The sequence below is a fragment of the Leucothrix arctica genome (assembly GCF_003172895.1).
Lineage (GTDB): Bacteria > Pseudomonadota > Gammaproteobacteria > Thiotrichales > Thiotrichaceae > Leucothrix > Leucothrix arctica.
The window spans coordinates 1-24,278 of record NZ_QGKL01000044.1; the positions used below are offsets into that span (position 1 = coordinate 1).

At 42.5% G+C, this 24,278-nt stretch carries 21 protein-coding genes and 15 tRNA genes; 9 read left to right on the plus strand and 27 right to left on the minus strand.

Translation table 11 applies throughout. From position 1 onward, the window contains the following. A partial coding sequence (locus DKT75_RS21335; protein ID WP_109826910.1) for an IS3 family transposase occupies positions 1-637 on the plus strand: 637 nt, incomplete at its 5' end. Beyond that, the gene (locus tag DKT75_RS21340) at positions 634-921 is read left to right on the plus strand and encodes a hypothetical protein (protein ID WP_109826913.1); all 288 of its coding nucleotides are present in this window, start codon (positions 634-636) and stop codon (positions 919-921) included. The genes DKT75_RS21335 and DKT75_RS21340, both read left to right, overlap by 4 nt. A gap of 66 nt (positions 922-987) precedes the next feature. On the opposite strand, the gene DKT75_RS21345 is transcribed toward DKT75_RS21340, so the two are convergent. From DKT75_RS21345 to DKT75_RS21360, 4 genes are read right to left on the minus strand one after another with little or no spacing between them, the layout of a single operon-like run. After that, positions 988-1,263, minus strand: a complete 276-nt coding sequence (locus DKT75_RS21345) for a hypothetical protein (RefSeq protein WP_146201419.1) — start codon at positions 1,261-1,263, stop codon at positions 988-990. A gap of 54 nt (positions 1,264-1,317) precedes the next feature. Continuing rightward, entirely contained in the window at positions 1,318-2,025 is a 708-nt protein-coding gene (dnaQ, locus tag DKT75_RS21350) for a DNA polymerase III subunit epsilon (protein ID WP_109826917.1), read from the minus strand. A gap of 27 nt (positions 2,026-2,052) precedes the next feature. Continuing rightward, entirely contained in the window at positions 2,053-2,505 is a 453-nt protein-coding gene (gene rnhA / locus DKT75_RS21355; RefSeq protein ID WP_109826919.1) for a ribonuclease HI, read from the minus strand. A 29-nt stretch (positions 2,506-2,534) separates the two neighbouring features. Next, a complete protein-coding gene (locus DKT75_RS21360; protein WP_109826921.1) occupies positions 2,535-3,275 on the minus strand; it encodes a class I SAM-dependent methyltransferase in 741 nt (246 codons plus the stop codon). Between the two features lie 223 nt (positions 3,276-3,498). Here DKT75_RS21360 and DKT75_RS21365 point away from each other — a divergent pair, with 223 nt between their 5' ends. After that, positions 3,499-5,190 carry a transglycosylase SLT domain-containing protein gene (locus DKT75_RS21365; RefSeq protein ID WP_109826923.1) on the plus strand — a complete coding sequence of 564 codons (1,692 nt, stop codon included), beginning with the start codon at positions 3,499-3,501 and terminating at the stop codon, positions 5,188-5,190. Between the two features lie 116 nt (positions 5,191-5,306). Beyond that, a complete protein-coding gene (locus DKT75_RS21370; protein ID WP_109826926.1) occupies positions 5,307-5,891 on the plus strand; it encodes a 5-formyltetrahydrofolate cyclo-ligase in 585 nt (194 codons plus the stop codon). Here the strand turns inward: DKT75_RS21370 and DKT75_RS21375 are convergent. From DKT75_RS21375 to DKT75_RS21460, 18 genes are all read right to left on the minus strand, one after another. Continuing rightward, complete coding sequence (locus DKT75_RS21375; protein WP_109826928.1) at positions 5,888-6,475, minus strand: hypothetical protein; 588 nt, start codon at positions 6,473-6,475, stop codon at positions 5,888-5,890. The genes DKT75_RS21370 and DKT75_RS21375 overlap by 4 nt on opposite strands. A 328-nt stretch (positions 6,476-6,803) precedes the next feature. After that, positions 6,804-8,696 (minus strand): SurA N-terminal domain-containing protein, encoded by a 1,893-nt coding sequence (locus DKT75_RS21380; RefSeq protein ID WP_109826930.1) that lies wholly within the window; start codon positions 8,694-8,696, stop codon positions 6,804-6,806. A gap of 149 nt (positions 8,697-8,845) precedes the next feature. After that, a tRNA-Asp gene (locus tag DKT75_RS21385) sits at positions 8,846-8,922 on the minus strand. 1 nt (position 8,923) lies between these two features. Continuing rightward, positions 8,924-8,999, minus strand: a tRNA-Val gene (locus DKT75_RS21390). 77 nt (positions 9,000-9,076) lie between these two features. Further along, positions 9,077-9,153: transfer RNA gene (locus tag DKT75_RS21395), tRNA-Asp, on the minus strand. A 1-nt stretch (position 9,154) separates the two neighbouring features. After that, positions 9,155-9,230 (minus strand) — tRNA-Val (locus DKT75_RS21400). A gap of 70 nt (positions 9,231-9,300) precedes the next feature. Beyond that, positions 9,301-9,377: transfer RNA gene (locus DKT75_RS21405), tRNA-Asp, on the minus strand. Positions 9,378-9,388: 11 nt separating this feature from the next. Beyond that, positions 9,389-9,464 (minus strand) — tRNA-Val (locus DKT75_RS21410). A 16-nt stretch (positions 9,465-9,480) separates the two neighbouring features. After that, positions 9,481-9,753 carry an HU family DNA-binding protein gene (locus DKT75_RS21415; protein ID WP_109826932.1) on the minus strand — a complete coding sequence of 91 codons (273 nt, stop codon included), beginning with the start codon at positions 9,751-9,753 and terminating at the stop codon, positions 9,481-9,483. 236 nt (positions 9,754-9,989) lie between these two features. Next, positions 9,990-12,410: an endopeptidase La gene (lon, locus tag DKT75_RS21420; RefSeq protein ID WP_109826935.1), complete on the minus strand. Its 2,421-nt coding sequence runs from the start codon at positions 12,408-12,410 to the stop codon at positions 9,990-9,992. Between the two features lie 143 nt (positions 12,411-12,553). Then, positions 12,554-13,849: an ATP-dependent Clp protease ATP-binding subunit ClpX gene (gene clpX / locus DKT75_RS21425; RefSeq protein WP_109826938.1), complete on the minus strand. Its 1,296-nt coding sequence runs from the start codon at positions 13,847-13,849 to the stop codon at positions 12,554-12,556. 275 nt (positions 13,850-14,124) lie between these two features. After that, complete coding sequence (gene clpP, locus DKT75_RS21430) at positions 14,125-14,733, minus strand: ATP-dependent Clp endopeptidase proteolytic subunit ClpP (RefSeq protein WP_109826940.1); 609 nt, start codon at positions 14,731-14,733, stop codon at positions 14,125-14,127. 23 nt (positions 14,734-14,756) lie between these two features. Beyond that, the gene (gene tig, locus DKT75_RS21435; protein WP_109826942.1) at positions 14,757-16,061 is read right to left on the minus strand and encodes a trigger factor; all 1,305 of its coding nucleotides are present in this window, start codon (positions 16,059-16,061) and stop codon (positions 14,757-14,759) included. A gap of 92 nt (positions 16,062-16,153) precedes the next feature. Then, a tRNA-Leu gene (locus DKT75_RS21440) sits at positions 16,154-16,238 on the minus strand. A 183-nt stretch (positions 16,239-16,421) separates the two neighbouring features. Continuing rightward, positions 16,422-16,506, minus strand: a tRNA-Leu gene (locus DKT75_RS21445). Between the two features lie 127 nt (positions 16,507-16,633). Next, a tRNA-His gene (locus DKT75_RS21450) sits at positions 16,634-16,709 on the minus strand. A gap of 30 nt (positions 16,710-16,739) precedes the next feature. After that, positions 16,740-16,816, minus strand: a tRNA-Arg gene (locus tag DKT75_RS21455). A 21-nt stretch (positions 16,817-16,837) separates the two neighbouring features. Next, positions 16,838-16,914, minus strand: a tRNA-Pro gene (locus DKT75_RS21460). Positions 16,915-17,131: 217 nt separating this feature from the next. Between DKT75_RS21460 and tgt the strand changes: the two genes are divergently transcribed. Further along, entirely contained in the window at positions 17,132-18,247 is a 1,116-nt protein-coding gene (gene tgt, locus DKT75_RS21465) for a tRNA guanosine(34) transglycosylase Tgt (RefSeq protein WP_109827029.1), read from the plus strand. Between the two features lie 67 nt (positions 18,248-18,314). Here the strand turns inward: tgt and DKT75_RS21470 are convergent, their stop codons facing one another. The 4 genes from DKT75_RS21470 to tpiA form a co-directional block, all read right to left on the minus strand. Then, complete coding sequence (locus tag DKT75_RS21470) at positions 18,315-19,706, minus strand: peptidoglycan-binding domain-containing protein (protein ID WP_109826945.1); 1,392 nt, start codon at positions 19,704-19,706, stop codon at positions 18,315-18,317. Between the two features lie 313 nt (positions 19,707-20,019). Further along, positions 20,020-20,105 (minus strand) — tRNA-Leu (locus tag DKT75_RS21475). Between the two features lie 9 nt (positions 20,106-20,114). Continuing rightward, on the minus strand, positions 20,115-20,528 hold the full coding sequence (gene secG / locus DKT75_RS21480; RefSeq protein ID WP_109826947.1) for a preprotein translocase subunit SecG: 414 nt from the start codon (positions 20,526-20,528) through the stop codon (positions 20,115-20,117). An 18-nt stretch (positions 20,529-20,546) separates the two neighbouring features. Continuing rightward, positions 20,547-21,296: a triose-phosphate isomerase gene (tpiA, locus tag DKT75_RS21485; protein ID WP_109826949.1), complete on the minus strand. Its 750-nt coding sequence runs from the start codon at positions 21,294-21,296 to the stop codon at positions 20,547-20,549. 172 nt (positions 21,297-21,468) lie between these two features. Between tpiA and DKT75_RS21490 the strand changes: the two genes are divergently transcribed. The 3 genes from DKT75_RS21490 (at position 21,469) to DKT75_RS21500 (ending at position 21,911) form a co-directional block, all read left to right on the plus strand. Continuing rightward, a tRNA-Ser gene (locus tag DKT75_RS21490) sits at positions 21,469-21,560 on the plus strand. Between the two features lie 92 nt (positions 21,561-21,652). Continuing rightward, a tRNA-Arg gene (locus DKT75_RS21495) sits at positions 21,653-21,729 on the plus strand. Positions 21,730-21,834: 105 nt separating this feature from the next. Beyond that, positions 21,835-21,911, plus strand: a tRNA-Arg gene (locus DKT75_RS21500). A gap of 27 nt (positions 21,912-21,938) precedes the next feature. Here DKT75_RS21500 and DKT75_RS21505 read toward each other — a convergent pair. Then, positions 21,939-23,195 carry a molybdopterin molybdotransferase MoeA gene (locus tag DKT75_RS21505; RefSeq protein ID WP_109826951.1) on the minus strand — a complete coding sequence of 419 codons (1,257 nt, stop codon included), beginning with the start codon at positions 23,193-23,195 and terminating at the stop codon, positions 21,939-21,941. 144 nt (positions 23,196-23,339) lie between these two features. Here DKT75_RS21505 and DKT75_RS21510 point away from each other — a divergent pair, with 144 nt between their 5' ends. Then, complete coding sequence (locus DKT75_RS21510; RefSeq protein WP_109826953.1) at positions 23,340-24,212, plus strand: lipase family protein; 873 nt, start codon at positions 23,340-23,342, stop codon at positions 24,210-24,212. Positions 24,213-24,278: the final 66 nt, after the last annotated feature.

The following is a 24,278-nucleotide window of genomic DNA, read 5'->3' on the forward strand; positions in this document are numbered from 1 at the left end:
GAGAAAACTCATGAAACAAGCAGGTCTAGTGAGTCGCCAGAAACCTACTCACCGCTACGCAAAGGCAGAAAAAGTACACCTAAGCATACCAAATGTGCTTAATCGGCAGTTTCAGCCGAGCAAGCCAAATCAAGGTTGGGCGGGTGATGTCACTTATATTTGGTCGGGTTCAACTTGGTTGTATCTTGCAGTGGTCATTGATTTATATGCAAGGCGTATCGTTGGCTTTGCTACCAGTAAAAGCCCAGATAGCGAACTGACAAAAAAGGCATTAAGAATGGCCTATGAAAGCAGAAGGAAACCTAAACGTATTCTATTTCATAGTGACCAAGGCTGCCACTACACCAGTAAGGCGTACCGTCAATGCCTGTGGCATTTTGGCATGAGGCAAAGCCTTAGCCGACGAGGAAACTGTTGGGATAATTCACCCGTAGAACGGTTCTTTAGAAGCTTTAAAACCGAGTGGATGCCAAAATCAGGTTACGTTTCATTTAACGAAGGTGCTCAGGCGATTACTCAATACATTAATCAGTATTATAATCGTTACCGCCCACATGCTAACAATGGCGGGCTATCGCCAATAATGGCAGAAGAAAAATTTGGATTAACCTCTAAAGAGGTGGCCAGTTTTAGTTGACCACAACAGAACATGATGTATTTCGTGAGGTGATCGGCCATATTACCGAGGAAGAAATTGGTCACGGTGCATTGTCGTGGAGTATTCATGAGTGGATTATGCCGCAGCTGACTGAGGCGCAACAGGCTCATGTTTTACAAGCTCAAGCTAAAGCGTTTGATACACTAGAGGAAAACTTCAAACTTGAAGAGCACCCAGAAGTACGTATCGCTTTAGGCTTACCTAACCAGACAGAGGCTAGTGCATTAATCCATTCGTTCAGAGAACAAGTGTTAAGCGTTTAGAGTTGGGACGTTGCGGTATTTGTTATCTCGATTAAACAGATACCGCAATAGTCATTCAAGCAGTAATCACATCCCAGAAATGATCAAAGAAAACATCACCGTCGGCACATACAACAAAGCGATCAGCGCTTTAAAATACCACGCTAACGATGAACGAAAAATCAGCCCAAATAATCCAATCAACAGACCCGTCACAATCAACATCACCGACATCCCTACGCCCTGATTCTCATTAATCAAACCAGAGCTAACTAATGCCTTATGAATAAATAAATTAAATGGTATCAACAGTACAAGCACATAAAATGGCAAGATCATTCGTTTACTAAACTTCTTTTTCATTACAACATTCTCATCCATGTATATGCTTAGACCGACTCGTTATTATATTGTTGTTTATTGCCACAAGGTTTTGCCAGACTGTTTAATAATCGCTTCCATGCGATCATTATGTGACTGCATCTCAACGGCATTGGCACTAATCACTTTCAAAGCATTGCTAGGCAATGAAATCCCACCAATAATTTCTGACTCATCTTCTTCCGAACTTTCAGCTGACTTAGTATCTAGACTCAACATCACCTGCCCACCGGTCATCATCAGGTAGACGTCACCTAGTATCTCGGAGTCAAGCAATGCTCCGTGAAGCTCACGGTGTGAGTTATTGATATCAAGGCGTTTACACAGTGCATCCAAGCTATTACGTTGACCTGGGAACATATCACGGGCCATAACAAGTGAATCAACCACCGTACAAATATCGCCAATCTTTCCCCAAGAGGAATTAACCAAACTCAGTTCATGATTAAGGAAGCCAATATCAAACGGCGCATTATGAATAATAAGCTCAGCGCCTTTGATATACTCCATAAAGTCGTCAACTACTTCATGAAAGCGCGGCTTATCTGCCAAAAATTCAGTGGTAATGCCGTGAACGTTTAGTGCACCCTCTTCACTGTCTCGGTCAGCATTGAGGTATTGGTGGTAGTTGTTGCCGGTATACTTACGATCAACCAGCTCCACGCAACCAATTTCAATAATCTTATTACCAGCTTTGATCTCGATACCGGTTGTTTCGGTATCCATTATTATCTGTCGAGCCATATTCGTCTTCCATGTAACGCTACTGCGTTAGCTATTTCCTGATTTTTCGTCCATTGCTCTATTCGCTAAAGCATCTACACGTTCATTCTCTGCATGACCGCTGTGCCCTTTAACCCAGCGCCAGTCGATATCGTGCTTATTGCTCGCCTCGTCCAGACGAATCCAAAGATCTTTATTTTTAACAGGCTTCTTAGCAGCCGTCTTCCAGCCTTTAGCCTTCCAGCCTGTGATCCAATTGGTAATACCTTGACGCACATATTGTGAGTCAGTGGTTAATATCACTTCACATGGCTCATTTAAATACTCTAAGCCTGCAATCGCAGCCATTAGCTCCATGCGGTTATTAGTCGTTTCTTTATCGTAACCGTAAAGCTCTTTTTCATGCTTGCCAAAACGTAGCAAAGATCCCCAACCACCTGGCCCAGGGTTGCCACGACAGCCGCCATCAGTAAACAGCTCTACCTTTTTTTTATCAGTCATATTTTAATTAGTCTTACGAATTGCAGGCATTAGCCTGAGAAATTTTCTTTACGCGTTCGCTGCGCAGTTCTATTAAGTGCAACTTTACCACCTGATAGAAGAATCGGAGACTTCCAGACTTTTTTGTAAGGACGTCTTGCAATGACCTGCTTCTTTGCATGAATGACATAAAGGTTACTAAATAGTGGCCAAGCAACTTTACCTAAAGACTCCATCCAAGCTAAACGCTTATAGAGTTTTTCATTTTGCAGACCAGGACGAAAGCCTAGGTACTGTAACTCTAAAACTTCCAGACCCAGCAGTGAGAACCAATCTTTTACACGCGGCATAATTGGAAAGTCGACTTGTTTACGTAAAGCACTTCCTGAACGCATCAATGCCCACGGATTAAAGCCAATCAAAATCAGCTGCCCTTCAGGCACTAAAACACGGTCAATCTCACGTAATACTTGATGAGGATCTACGCTTGATTCTAATAAGTGACTAGCGACAACGAGATCAACATTATCCGTTTCTATAGGTAGCTGCTCTGGTGAGCCAATAATGTCATTTGCTTTTCTGTCACTTCCTAAGGAAGCACTGAAGGCGACACGCGAGTGCTCTAGGAGTTTAGTATGTCCACTTAGCGCGCCTATCTCTAGCGCGTAGTAACCGAAAATCTCCGACATATAATCAGCACACAGTGCATCCAGCTCAGTCAGCGCTTGCTGTCCGGCTAATGTGTCATACCAGTTTCGGCATAATGTTAGATTGGTTTCACTCGTTTGCATATATGTTCTCCACTGCAATCAATGCTACTAGAATTCACGGAATCATTGTAGAAAAGATTATACCGCACTCACCCTGTAGGACTACCGAACGTCACATAGTGACACTAATTCAGCTAGCGCTCAGGTAGATTTTACTATTCTGACATCACAACTAAAAAAAACTACAAACCACCAAAAATAATAATAATCCACACAAGAACGTTGAGTGGAAAGGGTAAAGAAAATGGGACAGTCTAGACGATTATCGCTAGCCATCGCGGCGGCGCTTTCAATGAGCGCAATAACTGGTTGCAGCAGTATTGGAACTAAAAACGCCACATCAATTCCACTACAAGCATCTGCAAGCTCACCCACGATTGTTAGTGAAGAGGTTGCATTCCTAAGCAGCACTCGCTCACGTCCAAGCAGTCAGGTTCGCTACCCAACTTACCCTGTTAGAAACGTTTACGCTCAAGCACCTACAACGGTTAGCCGACAACGTGCACCAGTTGTGACTGATGATAGCGATCTAGTTTATGCCGCTCAGTTGCTACTAGGTAACTCAGGCGCACAAAATACTTTTCAAGCGGCACCAGCACCTCAACATAGAGTGGCTCCAAGTCGTATTAATAAGCGTTATCAGCCAGCACGTAATACTGCCCCCCAAGTATACAAAGTAAGTGCTAGCACAGATGCTTATGACTCAATTTTAGATAATCCGGCATACCGTCAAGAATTACTTGAGATGGCTGGGTTAGCAGCGCCTCGACAGGCTCCACGCCAAGCACAGCGTCAAGTACAACGCCCTCAACCTGTCGTTCAGCGAGTAGCAACTCAACAAGCGAAGTTTGCTCCTGCTCAGGCAGCTAGAAAAAACAAACAGAAATCTCATGTACCGTATGCACCCAATGAAGATATGTGGAACCATATTCGTGGTGGATACCATTGGGGAAATAACGCATGGCGCGCTCAAGTAAAACACTTTGCACGTTCATACGGCAAAAACCCAGAGCGACTTCAGCGAATTGCTAACCGCTCGACTGATTACTTACAAATCGTAGTTAACGAATTAAAGCGTCGTGGTATGCCGACTGAGCTTGCCTTACTACCCTTTGTTGAAAGTGCTTATGTTAACACCGCTTATTCACATGCTGGTGCAGCGGGTATGTGGCAGTTCATTCCTTCTACGGGTCGCCTATATGGTCTAAAGCAAAACAGTGGCTTTGATGGTCGTATGGATGCTCTGGAATCAACACGTGCTGCTCTAGATTATTTACAAAAATTACACCGTCAGTTTAAAGGTGACTGGTTCCTAGCACTAGCTGCTTACAATGCTGGTGAAGGACGCGTTTCACGTGCGATCAAATACAATCGTGCTCGTGGTCGTAAAACTGATTATTGGAACTTGAGACTACCTCGTGAAACACGTGAGTACGTCCCTCGCCTATTGGCTTATAAAGAGATTATAGCTCAACCTCAGGCTTACGGTTTTAGACTACCTAGAACGCCAAATGTACCTAAGCTAGTCGAGATTAGCATTAATAAGCCGGTAAACTTGCGTAAAGCCGCTATTCACGCTGGCCTAGCAGCGGATACATTAACAAGTCTAAACCCTAACTTCTTGAAAGGTATTACAACACCTAGAGTTAGTAAGCGTATCCTACTACCTAGACAGCAAGCAGGACGTTTAGCACATGTTATTAACCAACTACCTGCCGAAAAAGCGGTAAGTATTCGCTCTACGACAAAAGCACGTTATAAAAAGCGTTACGTTAAAAAGAGCACTAAGTCTCGTTATAAGACTCATCGCGTAAAGCGTGGTGATACTCTTTACCGTATCGCTATGAAACATGGTTTAACGGTTAATAAGCTAAAGCGAATTAATGGTATGCGATCTAACAACATTCGGGCAGGTGCTCGTCTTAGACTGATCTAAGTAGCCACTGAAACACCGGGCCGCCAATCTCGTATTGTGCGGCCTTTTTTATTTCTGGATTTCATCGACCGAAGACAGCATCATTCCTGCAACGTTTATTGACTAGGTAACGTCTCATGGAAAATCAAAGCACCATTCGTAAACACATTCAGGCACTTCGCCAAGCGTTAACTAAAGAACAGCAAGTCGCCTACTCAAAGGAAATTTGCGAAAGGGTCATAGACAGCGGCATTCTTAATAAGGCCGAGCACGTAGCTATCTATTTACCTGTAAGAGGCGAAGCGAACCCTACCCCTCTATTAGACTTCAATCTGTATTCAAATAAACAGTTCTACCTACCGGTATTATCATCAACTCAACAAAACCATTTGGAGTTCGCAAAGTTTGATGCGAATACTCCCATGAAATTAAATCAATTCAAAATACCAGAACCTGATGTGAATGAGTCTGACTTACTCAAAGACCCAACAATACTGGACTGTGTGATCATGCCATTAGTGGGCTTGGATCCAATGGGAAATAGGATCGGCATGGGAGGTGGGTTTTATGATCGGACATTTTCTTTTAAAAAAACGTCACAAATGAAACCGCTATTGATTGGCTTTTGTTACAATTTTCAAATAATCGCACCGCAGACACCCCAGCAGTGGGATGTACCTGTCGATGCGATTGCTACACAAACTAGTTTTACACAACTTTAGATACGCTGACCTTCTACTTCAGGTTCTGGCTGTATATTTAACTCGCCATTAAAAGGTGGCTTTGACAGCTCTTTCTGTAAGCTATCGACACCTTCTTGTAATGCTTTCTCTACTTCTTTCATAGAGCTAGATAGCTCTTTATCTAAGCCCTGCAAACCTTGCTTCATAATATTATTAAGCTGATCAAACACAGTACCAACCGTTTCTTTTACGGTACTACCAATGGTTTCTTTAAGATCAACACGCCAACCTTGCTCAGTTTTTATCAGCACGGTTTGACCGGGTATTCTGATACTGGACTGCCCTTGTGGTCGAGAATGAAGGACAGTATCAATCACAGCACTTCGTGCGCCAGGTGTAATCTCACCTAATTCAAAACGTGCAGGCTTTAACTGTCCCGAACGAATGTACCTTAGATAGTCAACAGTGTCCCATGTAGCTAATGTCTTAGCCGTTTCCATATCCTTATCAATAACAGCCTGCCAAAACTCAGCAGCGACTGCCTCAGGTGTTTGATCCTTTTCGCCACAGCCTACTAATAAAAATGTAAACATGATGAAACTAAGGAAAACCTTATTAAACATTTAACAACTCCAATAATTACTTACCCGCAAACCTTTCTAGCAGGCATATGTGTATCAACGCTTTGATTCTATATTAAGACAGCTTTAGGCACAGAAGTTTCAACATTAAAAACCAGGCTTGTAAATTGAGGCTAAAGCATGCCGCTTACAGTGGACTTCGACAATATGGAACACAACTGCATTATCCTTGCACGATGAACACCATGCCCTACTAAGACTTCATCTATGGGTATTTTGGATAAGATCGGTACTCAACTATTCTTAACCACATACAAAAAAGCCCCCTTAGCGGATTACGCTAAAGGGGCTCTATAAAGCTTAGTATATATTATTCTAAGCTAGATTCATTAATAACTACTTCCGCTTGCTCACGCATAGACTTAATCAGTGCTGCTTGCTCACGACGAGCTACGTCGGTGTTAAAGCTAGTCAAACCGCCTTTAGTTACCTCAGTGTCACCGTCACTTACACTACTCAAACCAATTACTACAAAATCACCATTTGGTAATACTGTATTTGTGAAGCTAGTCTTATCGTCTACCAATGTAGTTTTGAATATTTCTTGTGTCACCTGAGGTGCCAACTTACGATCATTACGCTTCAGCTTTTCAAAAGGCTGTACGTCTTCAGACTTTAGCTCTGCAACAGTTGCTAAAGCTGTCCAGTCTGATGACTTGCTTAACTCAGCAACCAATGCATTACCTGCATCTAATGTTAACTTTCTAGCTTCATCATTGATGTAAGCAGTAGTTGCTTCAGCTTCAACCTCTTCAAAAGGCTTAACTGCAGCCTCTGAATGTGTATTAAGGCGTACAACAACCGCAACTGTTGGGCTGATTTCAATCAAGCTAGAGTTAATACCATTTTTAAGCACTTCTTCACCAAACGCTTCAGTACGAACTTTTGACGATTGACCGATAACACCCTCACCACCAGTACGAGTAATCCATCCAGTCGTTTTGATATCATCATTTAAAGAAGCTGCAGCAGGGTCTAAACTACCGTCGTTTTCGAAAGCAAGTGTTTGTAGTGTCTCAGTTCTTTCGTAGAACAACTTAGTCGCTTCAGCAGTACGATAAGCCGACTCAACCTCATCTTTCACGTCAGCATAATCTGCTTGTACTTCAGGCGTGATCTCAGAAACTTTAATAATTTCATAACCAGCATCTGTCAATACAGGTTCAGAGACTTCACCAACAGCAAGCTTAGATGCAGCCGTTGCAAATTCAGCAGCCATATCTTGAAGCGCCATGAAACCCATATCACCCGCAGAGTCTGCTGCTAATGTGTCGTCAGACGCTGATGTTGCTAGCTCTTCAAACGTTTTTTCATTTGCAACAATCTGAGCATGTAAATCAGAAGCACGTTTTTCAGCGGCTTCTTTACCGTACTTAGCTACCGATACTAAGATGTGAGCTACTTTACGTTGCTCATCTGTACGATAGTTACCAGCGGTAGACTCATAATAAGCAGATAGCTTTTCTTCATTAACGTCGACGTCTTTAACCATCTCAGCCTGATCAAGAAGCAAGTAGTTTAATTTAACTCGTTCCTCACTCATAAACTGATCTGAATTTGCATCGTAGTAAGCTTTAACTTTTTCAGCATCTGAAACAACCTTAGCTGTATTGTCTGCTGCCTTAAGTGTGTAAGTCTGACCAGAACGCTCTTGCTCAGTCAGTGACTGATAAAGTGATGCTTGCTGCTTAGATACAAACCCTGAGTTTGCTATAGCTCCTGTCATGTGCTGAAGCGTCAAACCATCACGTGTTTGTTGTTCAAACGTTGTTGGATTCAAACGGTTTGCCGTCAGAAGCTGCTGGTAAGTTGTTTCGTCAAACTGGCCATCCTTCTGGAAGTTAGGCATACCACGAATCATTTCACCGACTTCATCGTTACTAGCGCGATATCCGTACTCAGCTGCAGATTGCTTGAGAAGCTCTTGTGAAACTAGCTCATCAAGGACTTGTGTTTTGATGGTTTTGTCATCTAGCTGAGGAGGTAAAGTCCCGTAAATAGACGTTAATCGCTGCTTTTGTTGTAGTGCCGCATTAGTTACCGCAGAAATGTCGATATCTTCGCCATTAACAGTCGCAGCATTTACCTGCTCACCATTATCGAGATATGAACCAATTCCAAACAGCATAAAAGGTACGCTGATGAAAATAACGATTGCGTACGCAACCCACCCTTTCGCTTTATCATTAATTGTTTGAAGCATGATTTCTCTATATTCGTTAGATGTTTTTATCGAAGATTATGATACCTGATTGCTCTAAGTCATACCAATGAAAAACAGAGCTTATAATTTAAACAGGAATAAAGTCGAGACGAAAAAAAAGGATACACAAGGTATCCTTTTCTTAAAACTGGCGGAGCGGACGGGATTCGAACCCGCGACCCCCTGCGTGACAGGCAGGTATTCTAACCAGCTGAACTACCGCTCCGTGGTGGGTGATAAGAGACTTGAACTCCTGACATCTGCCTTGTAAGGGCAGCGCTCTACCAACTGAGCTAATCACCCGATGTCGTACTACTTTTAAAACTACTTCAAACTTCAGAATAAAAAGAGGACGTTAATAACATCCTCTTTCTAAATACTGGCGGAGCGGACGGGATTCGAACCCGCGACCCCCTGCGTGACAGGCAGGTATTCTAACCAGCTGAACTACCGCTCCGTGGTGGGTGATAAGAGACTTGAACTCCTGACATCTGCCTTGTAAGGGCAGCGCTCTACCAACTGAGCTAATCACCCGCTTCGTTGAAGTCGGCGTATTATGCCTTCTTTTTTTTCTACTGCAAGCTTTTTCTTGATTTAATTTTTGTGGCGGAGCGGACGGGATTCGAACCCGCGACCCCCTGCGTGACAGGCAGGTATTCTAACCAGCTGAACTACCGCTCCTGAACAAAAATTGGTGGGTGATAAGAGACTTGAACTCCTGACATCTGCCTTGTAAGGGCAGCGCTCTACCAACTGAGCTAATCACCCTCAAGTAGAAAGCGCGCTAGTTTACTGCATCTTTAATTGCTTTACCAGCTTTAAATACAGGATTCTTTGATGCTTTAATTTGAATCTCTTCACCAGTACGTGGGTTACGGCCAGTACGTGCTGCACGCTCACGAACTGTAAATGTACCAAAACCAATTAGCGTTACTGTTTCTTCTTTTTTCAGTGCGTCTGTTACTGTTTCAACGAACGCCTGATAAGCTGAATCAGCATCAGTTTTACTTAATCCAGACGCTTCTGCCATTGCAGCAACTAATTCTGTCTTATTCATAAATTGTTATCCTTGTATAAATGGTGTGTAAAAGTTTGTACCCATTATAAAGTAGCCCAGCTCTAACTCCCCAATCCAACAGCATAATGAGGTTGCGCCAAGTACGCCGCACAGTTATACCAGCGACTTCCTAATTGTTCAACCAAATTTAAGGGATGAGTTATGACAAAAATACATTTATCAACAACTCACCCCTAATTAGTGAATACCTAGACGTTTACTTGCTCAAGCAACCATTAATGTGCTCGAGCCTGATCATCGGCATCTGTTCCATTCGAAACACCATCCAAAGTAGTATCAGAGTCTTTTTCAAACTCTTCTTCTGTTAAAGACTTAGGAACACTCTCAAGCGCTATTTCTAAAACCTCATCAATCCACTTAACCGGCTTGATCGTCAAACCTGCAGTGACATTGTCAGGGACTTCCGCAAGATCTTTTTCATTCTCTTTAGGAATAATAACCGTCGTAATACCGCCACGGTGCGCTGCTAACAGCTTTTCCTTCAATCCACCAATAGGAAGCACTTCGCCACGCAACGTTATCTCACCAGTCATCGCCACGTCAGCCTTAACAGGAATACCCGTCATAGACGATACGATAGCCGTCACCATGCCAACACCTGCGCTAGGACCGTCTTTAGGTGTTGCACCTTCTGGCACATGGATATGAACATTGTGTGACTTGATAAGCTTCTGAGACATACCTAGGTTTCGCGCACGGCTTTTAACAACCGTCTCAGCAGCCTGTATAGACTCCTGCATAACTTTACCGAGGCTACCAGTACTCTTGATACTACCGTTCCCAGCCAGCTTGACGCTTTCTATCGTCAGTAACTCACCACCAACAGAAGTCCAGGCTAGACCAGTTACCTGCCCTACTTGGTTTTCTTTATCAGCACGACCGAAGTCAAATCGCTGAACACCAAGAAACTTATCTAAGTTGCGCTGAGAAACAGCTGTCTTTTCTTTCTTACTAAGCAAATGCTCACGAACAACTTTACGACAAACCTTAGAAATCTCGCGCTCTAAGTTACGAACACCCGCTTCTCGCGTGTAGTGACGAACAAGGTCCAACAATGCAGCATCACTGATTGTTAACTCACCCTTCTTCAATCCGTTTGTTTTAAGCTGCTTTGGCACTAAATAGTTTTTAGCAATATTCAGTTTTTCGTCTTCGGTATAACCTGGAATACGAATAACTTCCATACGATCCAACAGAGGGCCAGGAATATTCATACTATTTGACGTAGCAACAAACATCACATCAGAAAGATCAAAATCTACTTCCAAATAATGATCAGCAAAAGTGTGATTTTGCTCTGGATCAAGCACTTCAAGCATTGCCGAAGCTGGATCACCACGGAAATCCGTAGCCATCTTATCTATCTCATCTAACAAAAATAGTGGGTTTCGAGTCCCTACTTTCGTCAAGTTTTGAATAATCTTACCCGGCAGCGCACCAATGTATGTCCGACGATGACCACGAATCTCAGCTTCATCACGCACGCCACCTAGCGCCATACGAGTGTACTTACGACCTGTTGCGGCTGCGATAGAGCGCCCAAGAGAGGTCTTACCAACACCTGGAGGCCCAACCAAACACATGATCGGTCCTTTTAACTTCTTTACACGCTGCTGTACTGCTAAATACTCAACAATACGCTCTTTAACTTTATCTAGACCATAATGATCTTTATCTAATGTCGCTTGCGCTTTACTTAAATCAGACACTACACGGGACTTTTTCTTCCACGGTAATCCAACCATCCAGTCAATATAATTTCTAACGACTGTTGCTTCAGCAGACATAGGTGACATCATCTTGAGCTTATTAAATTCGTTATTCGTTTTATCTAGTGCTTCTTTAGGCATTCCTGCCTTAGCAATTTTACTAGCGAGTTCGTCATTTTCATTAGGTGCGTCATCCATATCACCTAATTCTTTTTGAATGGCCTTCATCTGCTCATTCAAATAGTATTCGCGCTGACTACGTTCCATCTGGTGCTTAACGCGACCTCGGATACGTTTCTCAACTTGTAATAAATCAATCTCACCTTCGACTAATTCAATCAACTGATCTAGGCGCTCTTTAACATCGATCACTTCTAAAATTTCTTGCTTAGCAGCGACCTTTAAACCCAAGTGAGCAGCAACCGTGTCAGCTAGGCGTGCAGGGTCATCTATACCACTGAGCGATGATAAAATTTCAGGTGGTATTTTCTTATTCAGCTTCACATATTTATCAAATAGGTTAAGCAGCATACGAGAAAGTAGATCAACTTTACGCTCATCAAAATCTTCAGTAACTGGAATAACGGTGATATCAGCTGTGAAGTAATTATCGTCAGTGTTAACTTTCTTAATTAAAGCGCGCTCGCCGCCTTCAACTAATACTTTCAGTGTACCGTCAGGTAGCTTTAACAATTGCAAAATGGTCGCAAGCGTACCAATTTCGTAAACATCATCTGCTTTAGGGTCATCAACATCAGCGCTGCGTTGTGCAACAAGCAGTACTTGCTTATCGCTTTCCATCGCTTCGTCTAATGCCAGGATAGATTTTTCTCTACCCACAAAAAGAGGAATAACCATATGTGGATACACAACGACATCTCGAAGTGTAAGAACGGGAACATTTTTTATCGTTTTTGATTTAGCCATTTTGACCTCTTTGCCTAGTGCTTTTACTTAATAGCATTTAAGGATAATGGGATAGAATTTCCCAATCTCAACGGTTTAGTATAATTATTCTTTATAATAAACAAAAAAGCCCCTAGCTTACGCAAGGGGCTTTTTGAAAAGTTTTAATCAGCTGATGATACTTTTCGCTCGGGCTTAGCGTCTTTTTTGTCCTTACTTTCATATATCAAGTAAGGTTTACTCTCACCCGCGACTACAGCCGCATCAACCACAACTTTAGTGACATCTTTTTCAGATGGTAAGTCATACATTGTTTCTAAAAGGATACGTTCAAGAATACTTCGTAACCCACGAGCACCCGTCTTTCGTTCCATTGCTTTACGAGCAATCGCATGTAAAGCATCTTCGCGAATATCTAGTTCAGCACCTTCCATTTCAAACAACTTAGTGTACTGCTTAGTTAGTGCGTTCTTTGGTTCTGTCAAGATTCGTACTAATGACTCTTCTTCAAGCTCCATCAGTGTAGCAATAACAGGTAAACGACCAACAAACTCAGGAATCAGTCCGTAACGAACCAAATCTTCAGCTTCAACGCCTTGAATAGTGTCACCGAACGACTTTTTACCGGTTACTTCTTTAACAACAGCAGAGAAACCGATACTTCCTTTTTCCGTTCTGTCCTGAATAACTTTGTCCAGACCAGCAAATGCACCACCACAAATAAACAGGATATTCTTAGTATCGACCTGCAAAAACTCTTGCTGCGGATGCTTACGGCCGCCTTGAGGTGGAACAGAAGCAACAGTACCTTCAATTAATTTAAGTAGAGCTTGCTGGACACCTTCACCAGAAACATCTCGTGTAATTGAAGGGTTGTCTGATTTACGAGAAATCTTATCGATCTCATCGATGTAGACAATACCTGTCTGCGCTTTTTCGACGTCATAGTCACATTTCTGCAAAAGCTTCTGAATGATGTTTTCAACATCTTCACCCACATAACCTGCTTCGGTTAGTGTTGTAGCATCTGCCATTGTGAAAGGTACATTCAATGTACGAGCAAGTGTTTCAGCAAGTAATGTTTTACCACTACCTGTTGGACCTACTAGCAAAATATTACTTTTAGATAGCTCTATACCATCTTTAGGAGCTTTATACTCCATACGCTTATAATGATTGTACACAGCAACAGATAAGACTTTTTTAGCCGAATCTTGTCCAATAACATAATCATCTAGAAAACCATTTATCTCACGTGGCACTGGAAGAGACTGCTTTTCGCCCTCTTCTTTTTCCTGCATTTCTTCACGGATGATGTCATTGCATAAATCAACACACTCATCACAAACAAAAACAGACGGTCCAGCGATCAGTTTTCTAACTTCGTGCTGACTCTTGCCACAAAATGAGCAATACAGCAATTTCCCATTATCCTGATCGTCTTTTTTGTCTTTACTCATTCGAGAAAATTCCTCATTTTCTTTATTAAAGCCCTAAGGCTTCAACTTAATAAACTTCTTCATGAAAGTACAGTAATAACAAGTAAGGTAAGCCTAGTTGAAAGCACCTGACAGTTTTGCTGCGAATATACACGTTGATATGGAGGCAAAAATAAAAATACCAATGCAAAGTTACTTAAAACTCTACTTTCATACTCATATTAATCTGCACAGCCCTAAATGGCAAAAGGCCTATCTTTCGATAGGCCCTTATAGTTTAGCAAATAAAGTATGAATTAACGCTTAGCCAATACTTCATCAATCAAACCATACTTTACGGCAGCTTCCGCATCCATAAAGTTATCACGATCAGTATCTTTCGCGATTTGCTCTAGTGACTGACCTGTATGGTGAGCCAAAACGCCATTCAACTCATCACGGATTTTCAAGATCTCACGAGCATGGATATCAATATCCGTTGCTTGACCTTGGAAACCACCTAATGGCTGATGAATCATTACACGAGAATGCGGTAAAGCAAAACGCTTGCCCTTCGCACCACCTGCTAACAAAACAGCACCCATACTAGCCGCTTGACCAATACAAATAGTGCTTACGTCTGGCTTGATAAACTGCATAGTATCGTAGATACCCATGCCTGCAGTTACAACACCACCCGGTGAATTAATGTAAAGGTGAATATCCTTTTCAGGATTCTCAGACTCTAAAAATAACAACTGGGCAACAATCAAGTTCGCCATATGATCTTCAACAGGACCTACAACAAAAATCACTCGCTCTTTTAGAAGACGAGAATAAATATCGTATGAACGTTCACCACGTGACGTTTGCTCTACTACCATCGGGATTAAACCCAATGCGCTCGTATCTAATGCACCTGACATAGAATTGACTCCTATTGTTTTAATTATGCAGCAGCTTGTTGTTGTGGGTTCATCAAGTCAGTGAAAGCTACTTCTTCATCAGTAACTTTAGCTTGACCAATAACCCATTCAACAATCATCTCTTCCATAACAGCAGCTTGAATAGTCTGCATTGCTTGTGGATTAGTTTTGTAATACTCAATTAGCTGCTGTGGATCTTCATAAGTAGATGCTAATGTATTTAACATATCATCAACTTTTGAAGGATCACTTTTAAGTTCGTTCTTAGTAACAATCTCACCAACGATCAAACCTAGTTTTACACGACGTGACGCTTGCTCTTTAAACAAGTCATCAGGAAGCGAAGACATATCAGCACCGCCAGCATTTTCAGCCATCTCGTTACGTACATAACCCACTTCTTGAGTCACTAACGCTTTAGGTAGGTCGATCTCATGAAGATCTGACAAACCATCCATTACAGACTGCTTTACGCGGTTCTTGATAGCTTGCTCAAGCTCACGCTGCATGTTTGAACGGATTTCAGCGCGGAACGCTTCCAAATCACCAGCATCAACACCAAACTTTTCAATGAATGCATCATCAACTTCTGGCAATGTTGCTTCTTTTACTTCGTTTACTGTCAACTTGAACTGAGCGTCTTTACCTTTTAGGTTTTCTGCTTGGTAATCTTCTGGGAAAGAAACAGTAATCTCTTTCTCTTCACCTTTAGACATACCTACTAGACCTTCTTCAAAGTCTTTAAGCATACGACCAGCACCAAGCTCAACACTGAAGTCTTCAGCAGAACCACCGTCAAACAACTCACCGTCTAAAGAACCAACAAAGTTGATCTTAACAGTATCGCCATCAGCAGCAGCACGCTCAACGTCAGTCCACTCTTTTTGCTGTGAACGAAGGTTTTCAATCATTGTGTCAACATCTTCGTCTGAGATAGTTGCTACTGGACGCTTGATCTCAAGATCAGCCATCGGAGCAATTTCAAACTCAGGATAGATATCAACAGTTGCAACATAAACTAAGTCCTGACCACGCTCTAGTGACTCAGGTGCGATTTCTGGCTGACCAGCTACGCGTAGTTTTTCTTGCTCAATAGCTTCTGAAAAAGTCTTCTGGAAAGTCTCACCCAAAACTTCTTGGTAAACAGAGTCGCCATATTGCTGACTTACAACGCTTAATGGGACTTTTCCTGGACGGAAACCATCAACTTTAACGCGGCCACGCATTGACTTCAAACGAGACTCAACATCAGCGTCAATTTGAGCGGCAGGGACGGTAATCGTCAGTTTACGTTCGATATTACCAGTAGATTCAACTGAAACTTGCATGCACAAAACCTCATTTACCACCGCCACAAGCGGTGAGAAGATATATTTCTTTAAATTCGTAAATTCCCAGAACAGGGATTGGATTAGTTAAATGGTGCGAAAGGAGAGACTCGAACTCTCACGCCTTGCGACACTGGTACCTAAAACCAGCGCGTCTACCAATTCCGCCACTCTCGCACTTAACTAGCAACCACATCCTGCCCTTTGGGCTAGGAGCGGGGATTATACACGTCATTTAATGATATGTGTATATCCACTTTAAAGATATTTAAATAAAATTACGTATGGACGCTAAGAAGCTGTAAAAGTATGTAAATATTTTTTTAAAAATCACTCTGAACAGAGTAAGTATAAGTCAAATGGTGCGAAAGGAGAGACTCGAACTCTCACGCCTTGCGACACTGGTACCTAAAACCAGCGCGTCTACCAATTCCGCCACTCTCGCACTTGACTTGAACACAACAAACTACAGATTAGTTTACTGCATCAGTTACATGTATCAATTGGAAATAACACATAACTGTTTGACACTAAATAATATCACAAAATGTAACATTACGACCATTTACTGATGGGGTGGATGATGGGGCTCGAACCCACGACCACCGGAATCACAATCCGGGGCTCTACCAACTGAGCTACACCCACCATAATCAAAAATGGTTTCCGACCGAACAATGGCGCGTCCGGCAGGACTCGAACCTGCTACCCTCGGCTTAGAAGGCCGATGCTCTATCCAGATGAGCTACGGACGCAATGCTCGAAAAAACTAAACTTGGTCGGGGTAGAGAGATTCGAACTCCCGACATCCTGCACCCAAAGCAGGCGCGCTACCAGACTGCGCTATACCCCGATTTCCAAGCTTCTTTAGGAGCAACTCATGTCGCTGTTGTCCCGAAGAAGCGCGCATATTAAGGGCATTCTGATATGCCGTCAAGAGTATTTTTCAATTTAATTTAATTATTATTCTCACACCAATCCTGAAAACAACATAGCCTTTTGAAATTTAAAACATTACCTGTAATATGCCGTCTTTTAAAGTATGAAAAAAGATTACTCTCATGTCTCATATGCAGTTCGACCTATTAAAGACTAGTCACGATAGCCGCCGCGGCAGACTAACATTTCCTCGCGGCACAATCGAAACTCCCGCATTTATGCCTGTCGGCACGTACGGCACTGTAAAAGCAATGACCCCAGAGCAACTAGCTGGTATTGGTGCTGAGATTATTCTCGGTAACACATTCCACCTAATGCTGCGCCCCGGCACTGAAGTCATTAAAGCTCACGGTGACCTACATGACTTCATGCACTGGCAAAAGCCTATCCTGACGGACTCAGGCGGCTTCCAGGTCTTCTCTCTTGCACAGATGCGTAAGATCACAGAAGAAGGCGCTCACTTCCAATCACCTATCAATGGCGACAAAGTACTCCTAACACCTGAATACTCAATGCAGATCCAGAAAGACCTAGGCTCTGACATAGTAATGATATTTGATGAGTGCACTCCCTACCCCGCTACTTACGAACAAGCTGACGAATCGATGTCTCTATCACTTCGCTGGGCAAAACGTAGTAAAGCAGCACACGAGGGGAACAACGCAGCCCTGTTCGGTATTGTGCAAGGCGGTATGTACGATGAACTTAGAAAAGTATCGGCAAACGGCTTACAAGAAATTGGCTTTGATGGCTATGCTATAGGTGGACTTTCAGTTGGGGAACCAATGGATGAAAGAAACCAGGTATTAGAAGCAACAACACCAAACCTACCTACTGACAAGCCTCGCTATCTGATGGGTGTAGGAAAGCCTGAGGACATCATTGAGTCGGTTAAGCGTGGTGTAGACATGTTCGACTGCGTAATACCTACCAGAAACGCTAGAAACGGCTTTTTATTCACCCGTTATGGCACGCTAAAGATCCGCAATCAAAAACATCAGTTCGACACAGGACCTATTGATGAACGATGTGGTTGCTATACATGCCAAAACTATTCTCGCTCTTACCTTAGACACCTAGATAAGTGCAAAGAAATATTGGGCGCCCACTTAAACACCATTCACAATCTCTATTATTACCAAGAACTAATGCAAGGTATTCGAAAGGCTCTAGATGAAGATCGCTTTGACACTTTTTGCGATGAGTTTTATGCATTAAGAGAAAACCTAGAACCAGAAAAACTATAAAATATTTCAGGCATAAAAAAAGGCCACTCATATGAGCGGCCTTTTTTATATCAATAAGAAATTAATCTTACATGATACCCATCTTTTCTAACATCTGAATAGTCAAACCACCTGTTGGTAGGTCATTATCCTTCTGATACTTCTCAACTGATAACAATGTACCACGACCGATACTTCCATCGATTGGGCCATCATAGAAACCAGAATCTTTAAGAACCTGCTGAATTTTCTTATTTGTATCACGCGTCATGTTTGTTTCACATAGAACACGCTGCCACTCAAGACGCTCACTAGACTTCTTCACACGAGTAAGCACTGAATCATAAGCCGCAGGAATTACAGTAGTACGCTCTTCTGCTTCTGTAGAAACATTCTTAACTTGAACAGTCTGGTAAACTGCAGGAAGCTTTTCTTCCATAATAGTAGCTGGCGCTTCAACAACCTGCTTCTTAACAGTTTTGAATTCTGCAGGAACGGCTTGCAAACAAATAGTGTTACCTGTCGCCTTACCTTCACCAGAAACTTCTGCGTTTCTCCAAATAAATGCTGCATCAGCTATTTTATTCGTTACTTTAACCGTACTGAACTCAGCTGGAACCGTAGCACGCTCTGCTGCAGAGTCACTTACTAGGCGACTAACAGGAACAACCATAGACTCAGCGGGTACTTCAATCTCTTCCACTGTTGAAGCAGACTTAAGTACTGTTTTCTTAACAGTCTTGTACTTAGCAGGGATTTGAACTAGACACATGATATCGCCAGTCGCGTTATCAATACGTGTAATTGGACCCGTACCTTTCTTCCATACTGCCTTAGCAGGCTCGATCATTACCTGCTCTTCAACAACTTCGTACTCAGCTTTAACCAGTACTTTTTCTTTAGCAGAAGCTTTAACCATTACAGTCTCTTCAGCTTGCTCATACTGAGCATCTGCGATACTGATTAATTCTGCTTCTTCCTTAACTAATACTTCTTTTTCAGTCGTTTCAAACTTAGCTGGAACGTAGAACTCACTGAAACACTGTTCTGGCTGCGCTGCAGTCAGATCAACACCATTAGTTGTAGCCGCTGCCAAAAGAGCAGGACTTGCAGGAATACCACGACGATCTAGACGCGTTACCCACTCAGTTCTTGCTGGAGCAACTTCTACTTCTTCAGAAACAGTACGATAAACCGCAGGAACAGCAACTAACTTAGTTGAAGCTTCCTTAACTAATACTTCTTTTTCTTGCACATCGTATGTAGCAGGAATGATTTCTACCGTATTAGTCTCAGGCTTCACCAAAACTTGCTCAGTTACGTCGTCAAATATTGCAGGTACGATAACTTTTGAATAACACTCACCAGGCTTTGCGTCAGGTAATGTGTCAGTTGCATCAACTCGATCACCGTCGGCTGCAAAAGAAACTGGTATAAGCAAAGAAAGAATAGCGGCTGAGGCATAACTCTTGTTCAGCATTTGGAACTCCTAAATAAACTACTGTTAGACATGTAGTGACTGTGGGCACTTTAATAGAGCTACATTTAAAGCTCTCGTGATTATCTTCTGCATTCATGACCTACTAGTCATGACACCCCTATAGATTGATGTCAAAGCATAATCCATACCTATACAATGGGCAACCTTCTTTATGAGGCAAAAATCATGCACTACTGCCTTTTTTGGATACAAAATTAGATCGAAACACTAAAGACAGACATAAACCCAATAAAAGTCAGTAAATTCCAGACAAAATAAAGCCCGAACAATGTCGGGCTTTATTTTAAAATATTGGTACCGATGGCCGGAGTCGAACCGGCACAGCCTAGGGCCACCACCCCCTCAAGGTGGCGTGTCTACCAGTTCCACCACATCGGCAAAAATAGCTTACTCTTTTGGTGCTTCCGGAATATCTGAAGCACTGTCTGAACTAACCGCTCCAGTTGGGGCCGGAACATCTGACGGCGCAGATGGTACATCTATTTGCGGCGCTTGACTAGGACTTACAACAGCAGATTGTACAACACTTGATTCTGCACCCTCTGGATGAGCAACCAACCAAGCAAGAACTAAAGAGTTGATAAAGAATATAGTCGCTAAAATAGCTGTCGTGCGGCTCATGAAGTTACCAGAACCTTTCGAGCCGAATACAGAACCAGAAGCTCCGCCTGTTGACCCGCCTCCACCACCGCCACCGAAGGCAGCACCTGCATCAGCACCTTTACCGTGCTGCATTAGCACTAGTCCGATAATTCCAAGTGACGCAATTAGTTGTACAATCAATAAAATATTATAAAGCATAGTAATCAGTTTTTTATGTTATGCGGCCTGGCAAATAGCCAGGAAGTCGTCTGCCTTCAAAGATGCGCCACCAATCAGCCCACCATCAATGTCCTGCATCGCAAGTAAGGCAGATGCATTCGCAGGATTCATACTACCACCGTAAAGAATTTGAGTCTTCACAGCGATATCTTTATTAAATCTTTCTAGCAACGCCCTAATACCCGCATGCACTTCTTGTGCCTGCTCTGGCGATGCCGTTCTACCTGTACCGATTGCCCAAACCGGCTCATATGCTATTACAGAACCATCAATAGCATCAATACCACACTCATTGATTACTGCCATCACTTGTTTTTCAACAACTGACATTGTAATCCCTTGATCACGATCTTCCAGACTTTCACCAACACATAATACTGGAACAAGCCCCTCAACCTTAAGCGCCTTGAACTTAGAGACAACAATATCGTCTGATTCACCGTGAATTGCACGACGCTCTGAATGACCTACCAAACAATACTTACAAGAAAACTCCTTAAGCATTACAGCGGCAACCTCACCTGTATAAGCACCAGATGCATGCATTGATACATCTTGTGCTCCTAACGAGATTGGACTATCTGTTAGAAGTGATTCAGTAAAAGGTACATATATATAAGGTGAGCATACTGCCACATCTACATTAGATACAGCACTTATACCCGTAGTAAGTTCTGAGACTAATTTAGTAATAGAGTCTTTTGAACCATTAAGCTTCCAGTTACCTGCAATCAATGTCCGACGCATAAGCCCTCCTTAGTAATGTATTTAATACAGTCGCGGAAGGTTAAACTGACTGACCTTATAAATCAAATTATTCCGTCATACCGCGATGTAAAATTAATTTGCAAAATAATTTAAAAAAGTACTTTACCTCCACCCCCATAATGCGTATTCTACCGCCTCTCACGAATCAAGTGGAGAAGTGGCCGAGTGGCTGAAGGCGCGCCCCTGCTAAGGGTGTAAACGGTTTATCCCGTTTCGAGGGTTCGAATCCCTCTTTCTCCGCCATCTTGATACCGTGATGAATAATGACGAAATTAGTTGGCATTTAGTTTGACAACTTCTTTCAAAGTAATCATTATTCGCCATCTTGGAATTATGCGCTGGTAGCTCAGTTGGATAGAGTATCTGGCTACGAACCAGAGGGTCGGGAGTTCGAATCTTCCCCAGCGCGCCATTCCAATATCTCTTTTTATTTCCTTAAATAGTTAAACTTCTGATCTTTATCAGCAAGTTATTTATGGTTTTATGAAAGTTAAGTTGTATCGTTTAAAATGAAAGTGCGCTGGTAGCTCAGTTGGATAGAGTATCTGGCTACGAACCAGAGGGTCGGGAGTTCGAATCTTCCCCAGCGCGCCATTTCATTTCTTAAACTCTTATCCCCACCTAAATATCAAAAGTACTAAACGGCATATATTCAAGCAATTCGCCCTGACTCACAATACTACCCTGCTTAACGACAGCTAAACCTGTTGCCCAACTAGCAGAAGTTAAAACACCTGAGCCTTGATTAGGAAAAACCTCTAAAACAGCAACATCATCCACACCATAAGATAACCTAACTCTTAGATATTCCTCTCTACGTGCAATATTCTTCAGCTCAAACGCAGCCGGCACCATAAGACCTCTTGCCTTATTAAAGCCTAAACCTTGCATAGCCTTAATAAAAGGTCGAGCAAACACACACGCAGTCACAAATACTGACACAGGATTACCCGGCAAGCCAAGAAACGGGACACCCGAAACCTGTCCAAATGCCAATGGTTTACCCGGCTTAATCGCTATTCGCCACAAATCCAACGAGCCTAACGAAGCTACAGCCGCCTTGACGTGATCCTCTTCGCCAACTGAAACCCCACCACTAGTTATCACCAAATCGGATTTTGAAGCAGCATCCGCAAGCGCATCAATTGTCGTTGTTAAAGTATCTTCAACAATACCAAAATTAACGACTTCACAACCTAAACGCTCTAATAGTCCAATCAACGTATATTGATTAGAGTTATAAATCTGCCCAACGTCAAGATCATCCCCAGGCTGAACTAACTCATCACCCGTAAACAACACTGCGACTCGTAACTTCTTAATTACTTTAATCGTTGAGCAGCCAAGCGACGCTAATAGACCTAACTCTTGAGGATGCAATAACTTTCCTGCTTTTAAAACACAATCACCCTGCGCAATATCCTCCCCAGCAAAGCGTATGTTCTGCCCAACCCCAACATCATCATTAATAACAACAGAGTTACCTGTACCATCTACATTACAGAGCTCTTGCATTACCACGGCATTCGCACCTTCAGGAATAGGAGCACCTGTAAATATACGAGCTGCGGTCCCTGCTTTTAAGGCACTACCTATCGTTCCTGCTGGAATTCTCTGACTTATTTCTATTGGCTCTCTTGGCACAGGAGCACCAGCAGTTACGGTTACTGCATAACCATCCATCGCACTATTCGCTAGCGGCGGCACATCAAGATTAGAATAAACGTCATTGGCCAATACACGCTGCAGCCCAGCTGATAAATCCACAACTTCAGACTCTAACAGCGGTACTACTAATGACTCTAAAGCCGACAAAGCGGAGTCGACTGACATTAACGTTACACCCAACGAAGGACTATCACAGCTTACTTGACTCATCGAAGACCTTAATTAAATACTGACAAAATTATTATAAATGATACACCCCATATAACAGTAATGAACCAACTCAAGATAAAATAATGCACAAAGAGCCTATTACTGTAAAATTGCAAATCACCTCCACATCGAATATAAAAAATTATGAGTAATATTAGCCTGAAAAATATTGCACCAGCCGCTAATGAGGACATGCAGACACTTGATGACCTGCTAATTCGCTCAAAAAATTTCACTTCTATTACTCATTTAAAGCCACTTGCACGCTCACTTTTATTTGCAGAGCTCTCTATGATTGCCTACTTACCTGAAGTCGAGGCCCGAAAAGCAGCTGATTTACTTAATTTTCACACGTTGATTTATTATGATAGAGACGGCTCACAAGCCTATTCCTTTATAAACGACACTGACCACGTCATTGCATGCCGCGGTACCGAACCAAATGAATGGAATGACTTAAAAGCCGACTTGGATGCAGCCACAGCAATTGCCGAAACAATTGGTCGAGTTCATAGAGGGTTCAAACGTGAAGTGGATGATATTTGGCCAATACTGGAAGAAAGTATAAAAAATAACAATAAAAACCTCTGGTTCACAGGTCACTCTCTGGGTGGTGCTATGGCTACTATTTGCGCTGGACGATGCGCACTTTCACACATTAAATCAAACCCTACGCAAATTTATACATTTGGCAGCCCGCGTGTTGGTAATAAACGCTATATCAACTTTGTAAAAGTTGATCATGTAAGGTGGGTAAACAACAACGATATAGTGACACGCGTCCCACCCGCTTGGCTGGGGTATCGTCATACCGGAACAGAACACTACATCAGCTCAACCGGGCGACTCGCCTCACTTAATTTAATACAGCGACGCAAAGATGCCTGGGATGGATTTATTAGTGGCTTAAAAAATAAAAAAATAGATCACTTCGAAGATCACATCATTGATCGCTATGTTGATTATATTTATCTTGAAGCATCTAGCGCCGGACACTTAGCTCAAGATAAACAATAACGCATCAGGATATTTAAACCTCACTTTCAGTAAATCTAAACACAAAACACGATTGAAGCCCAAATA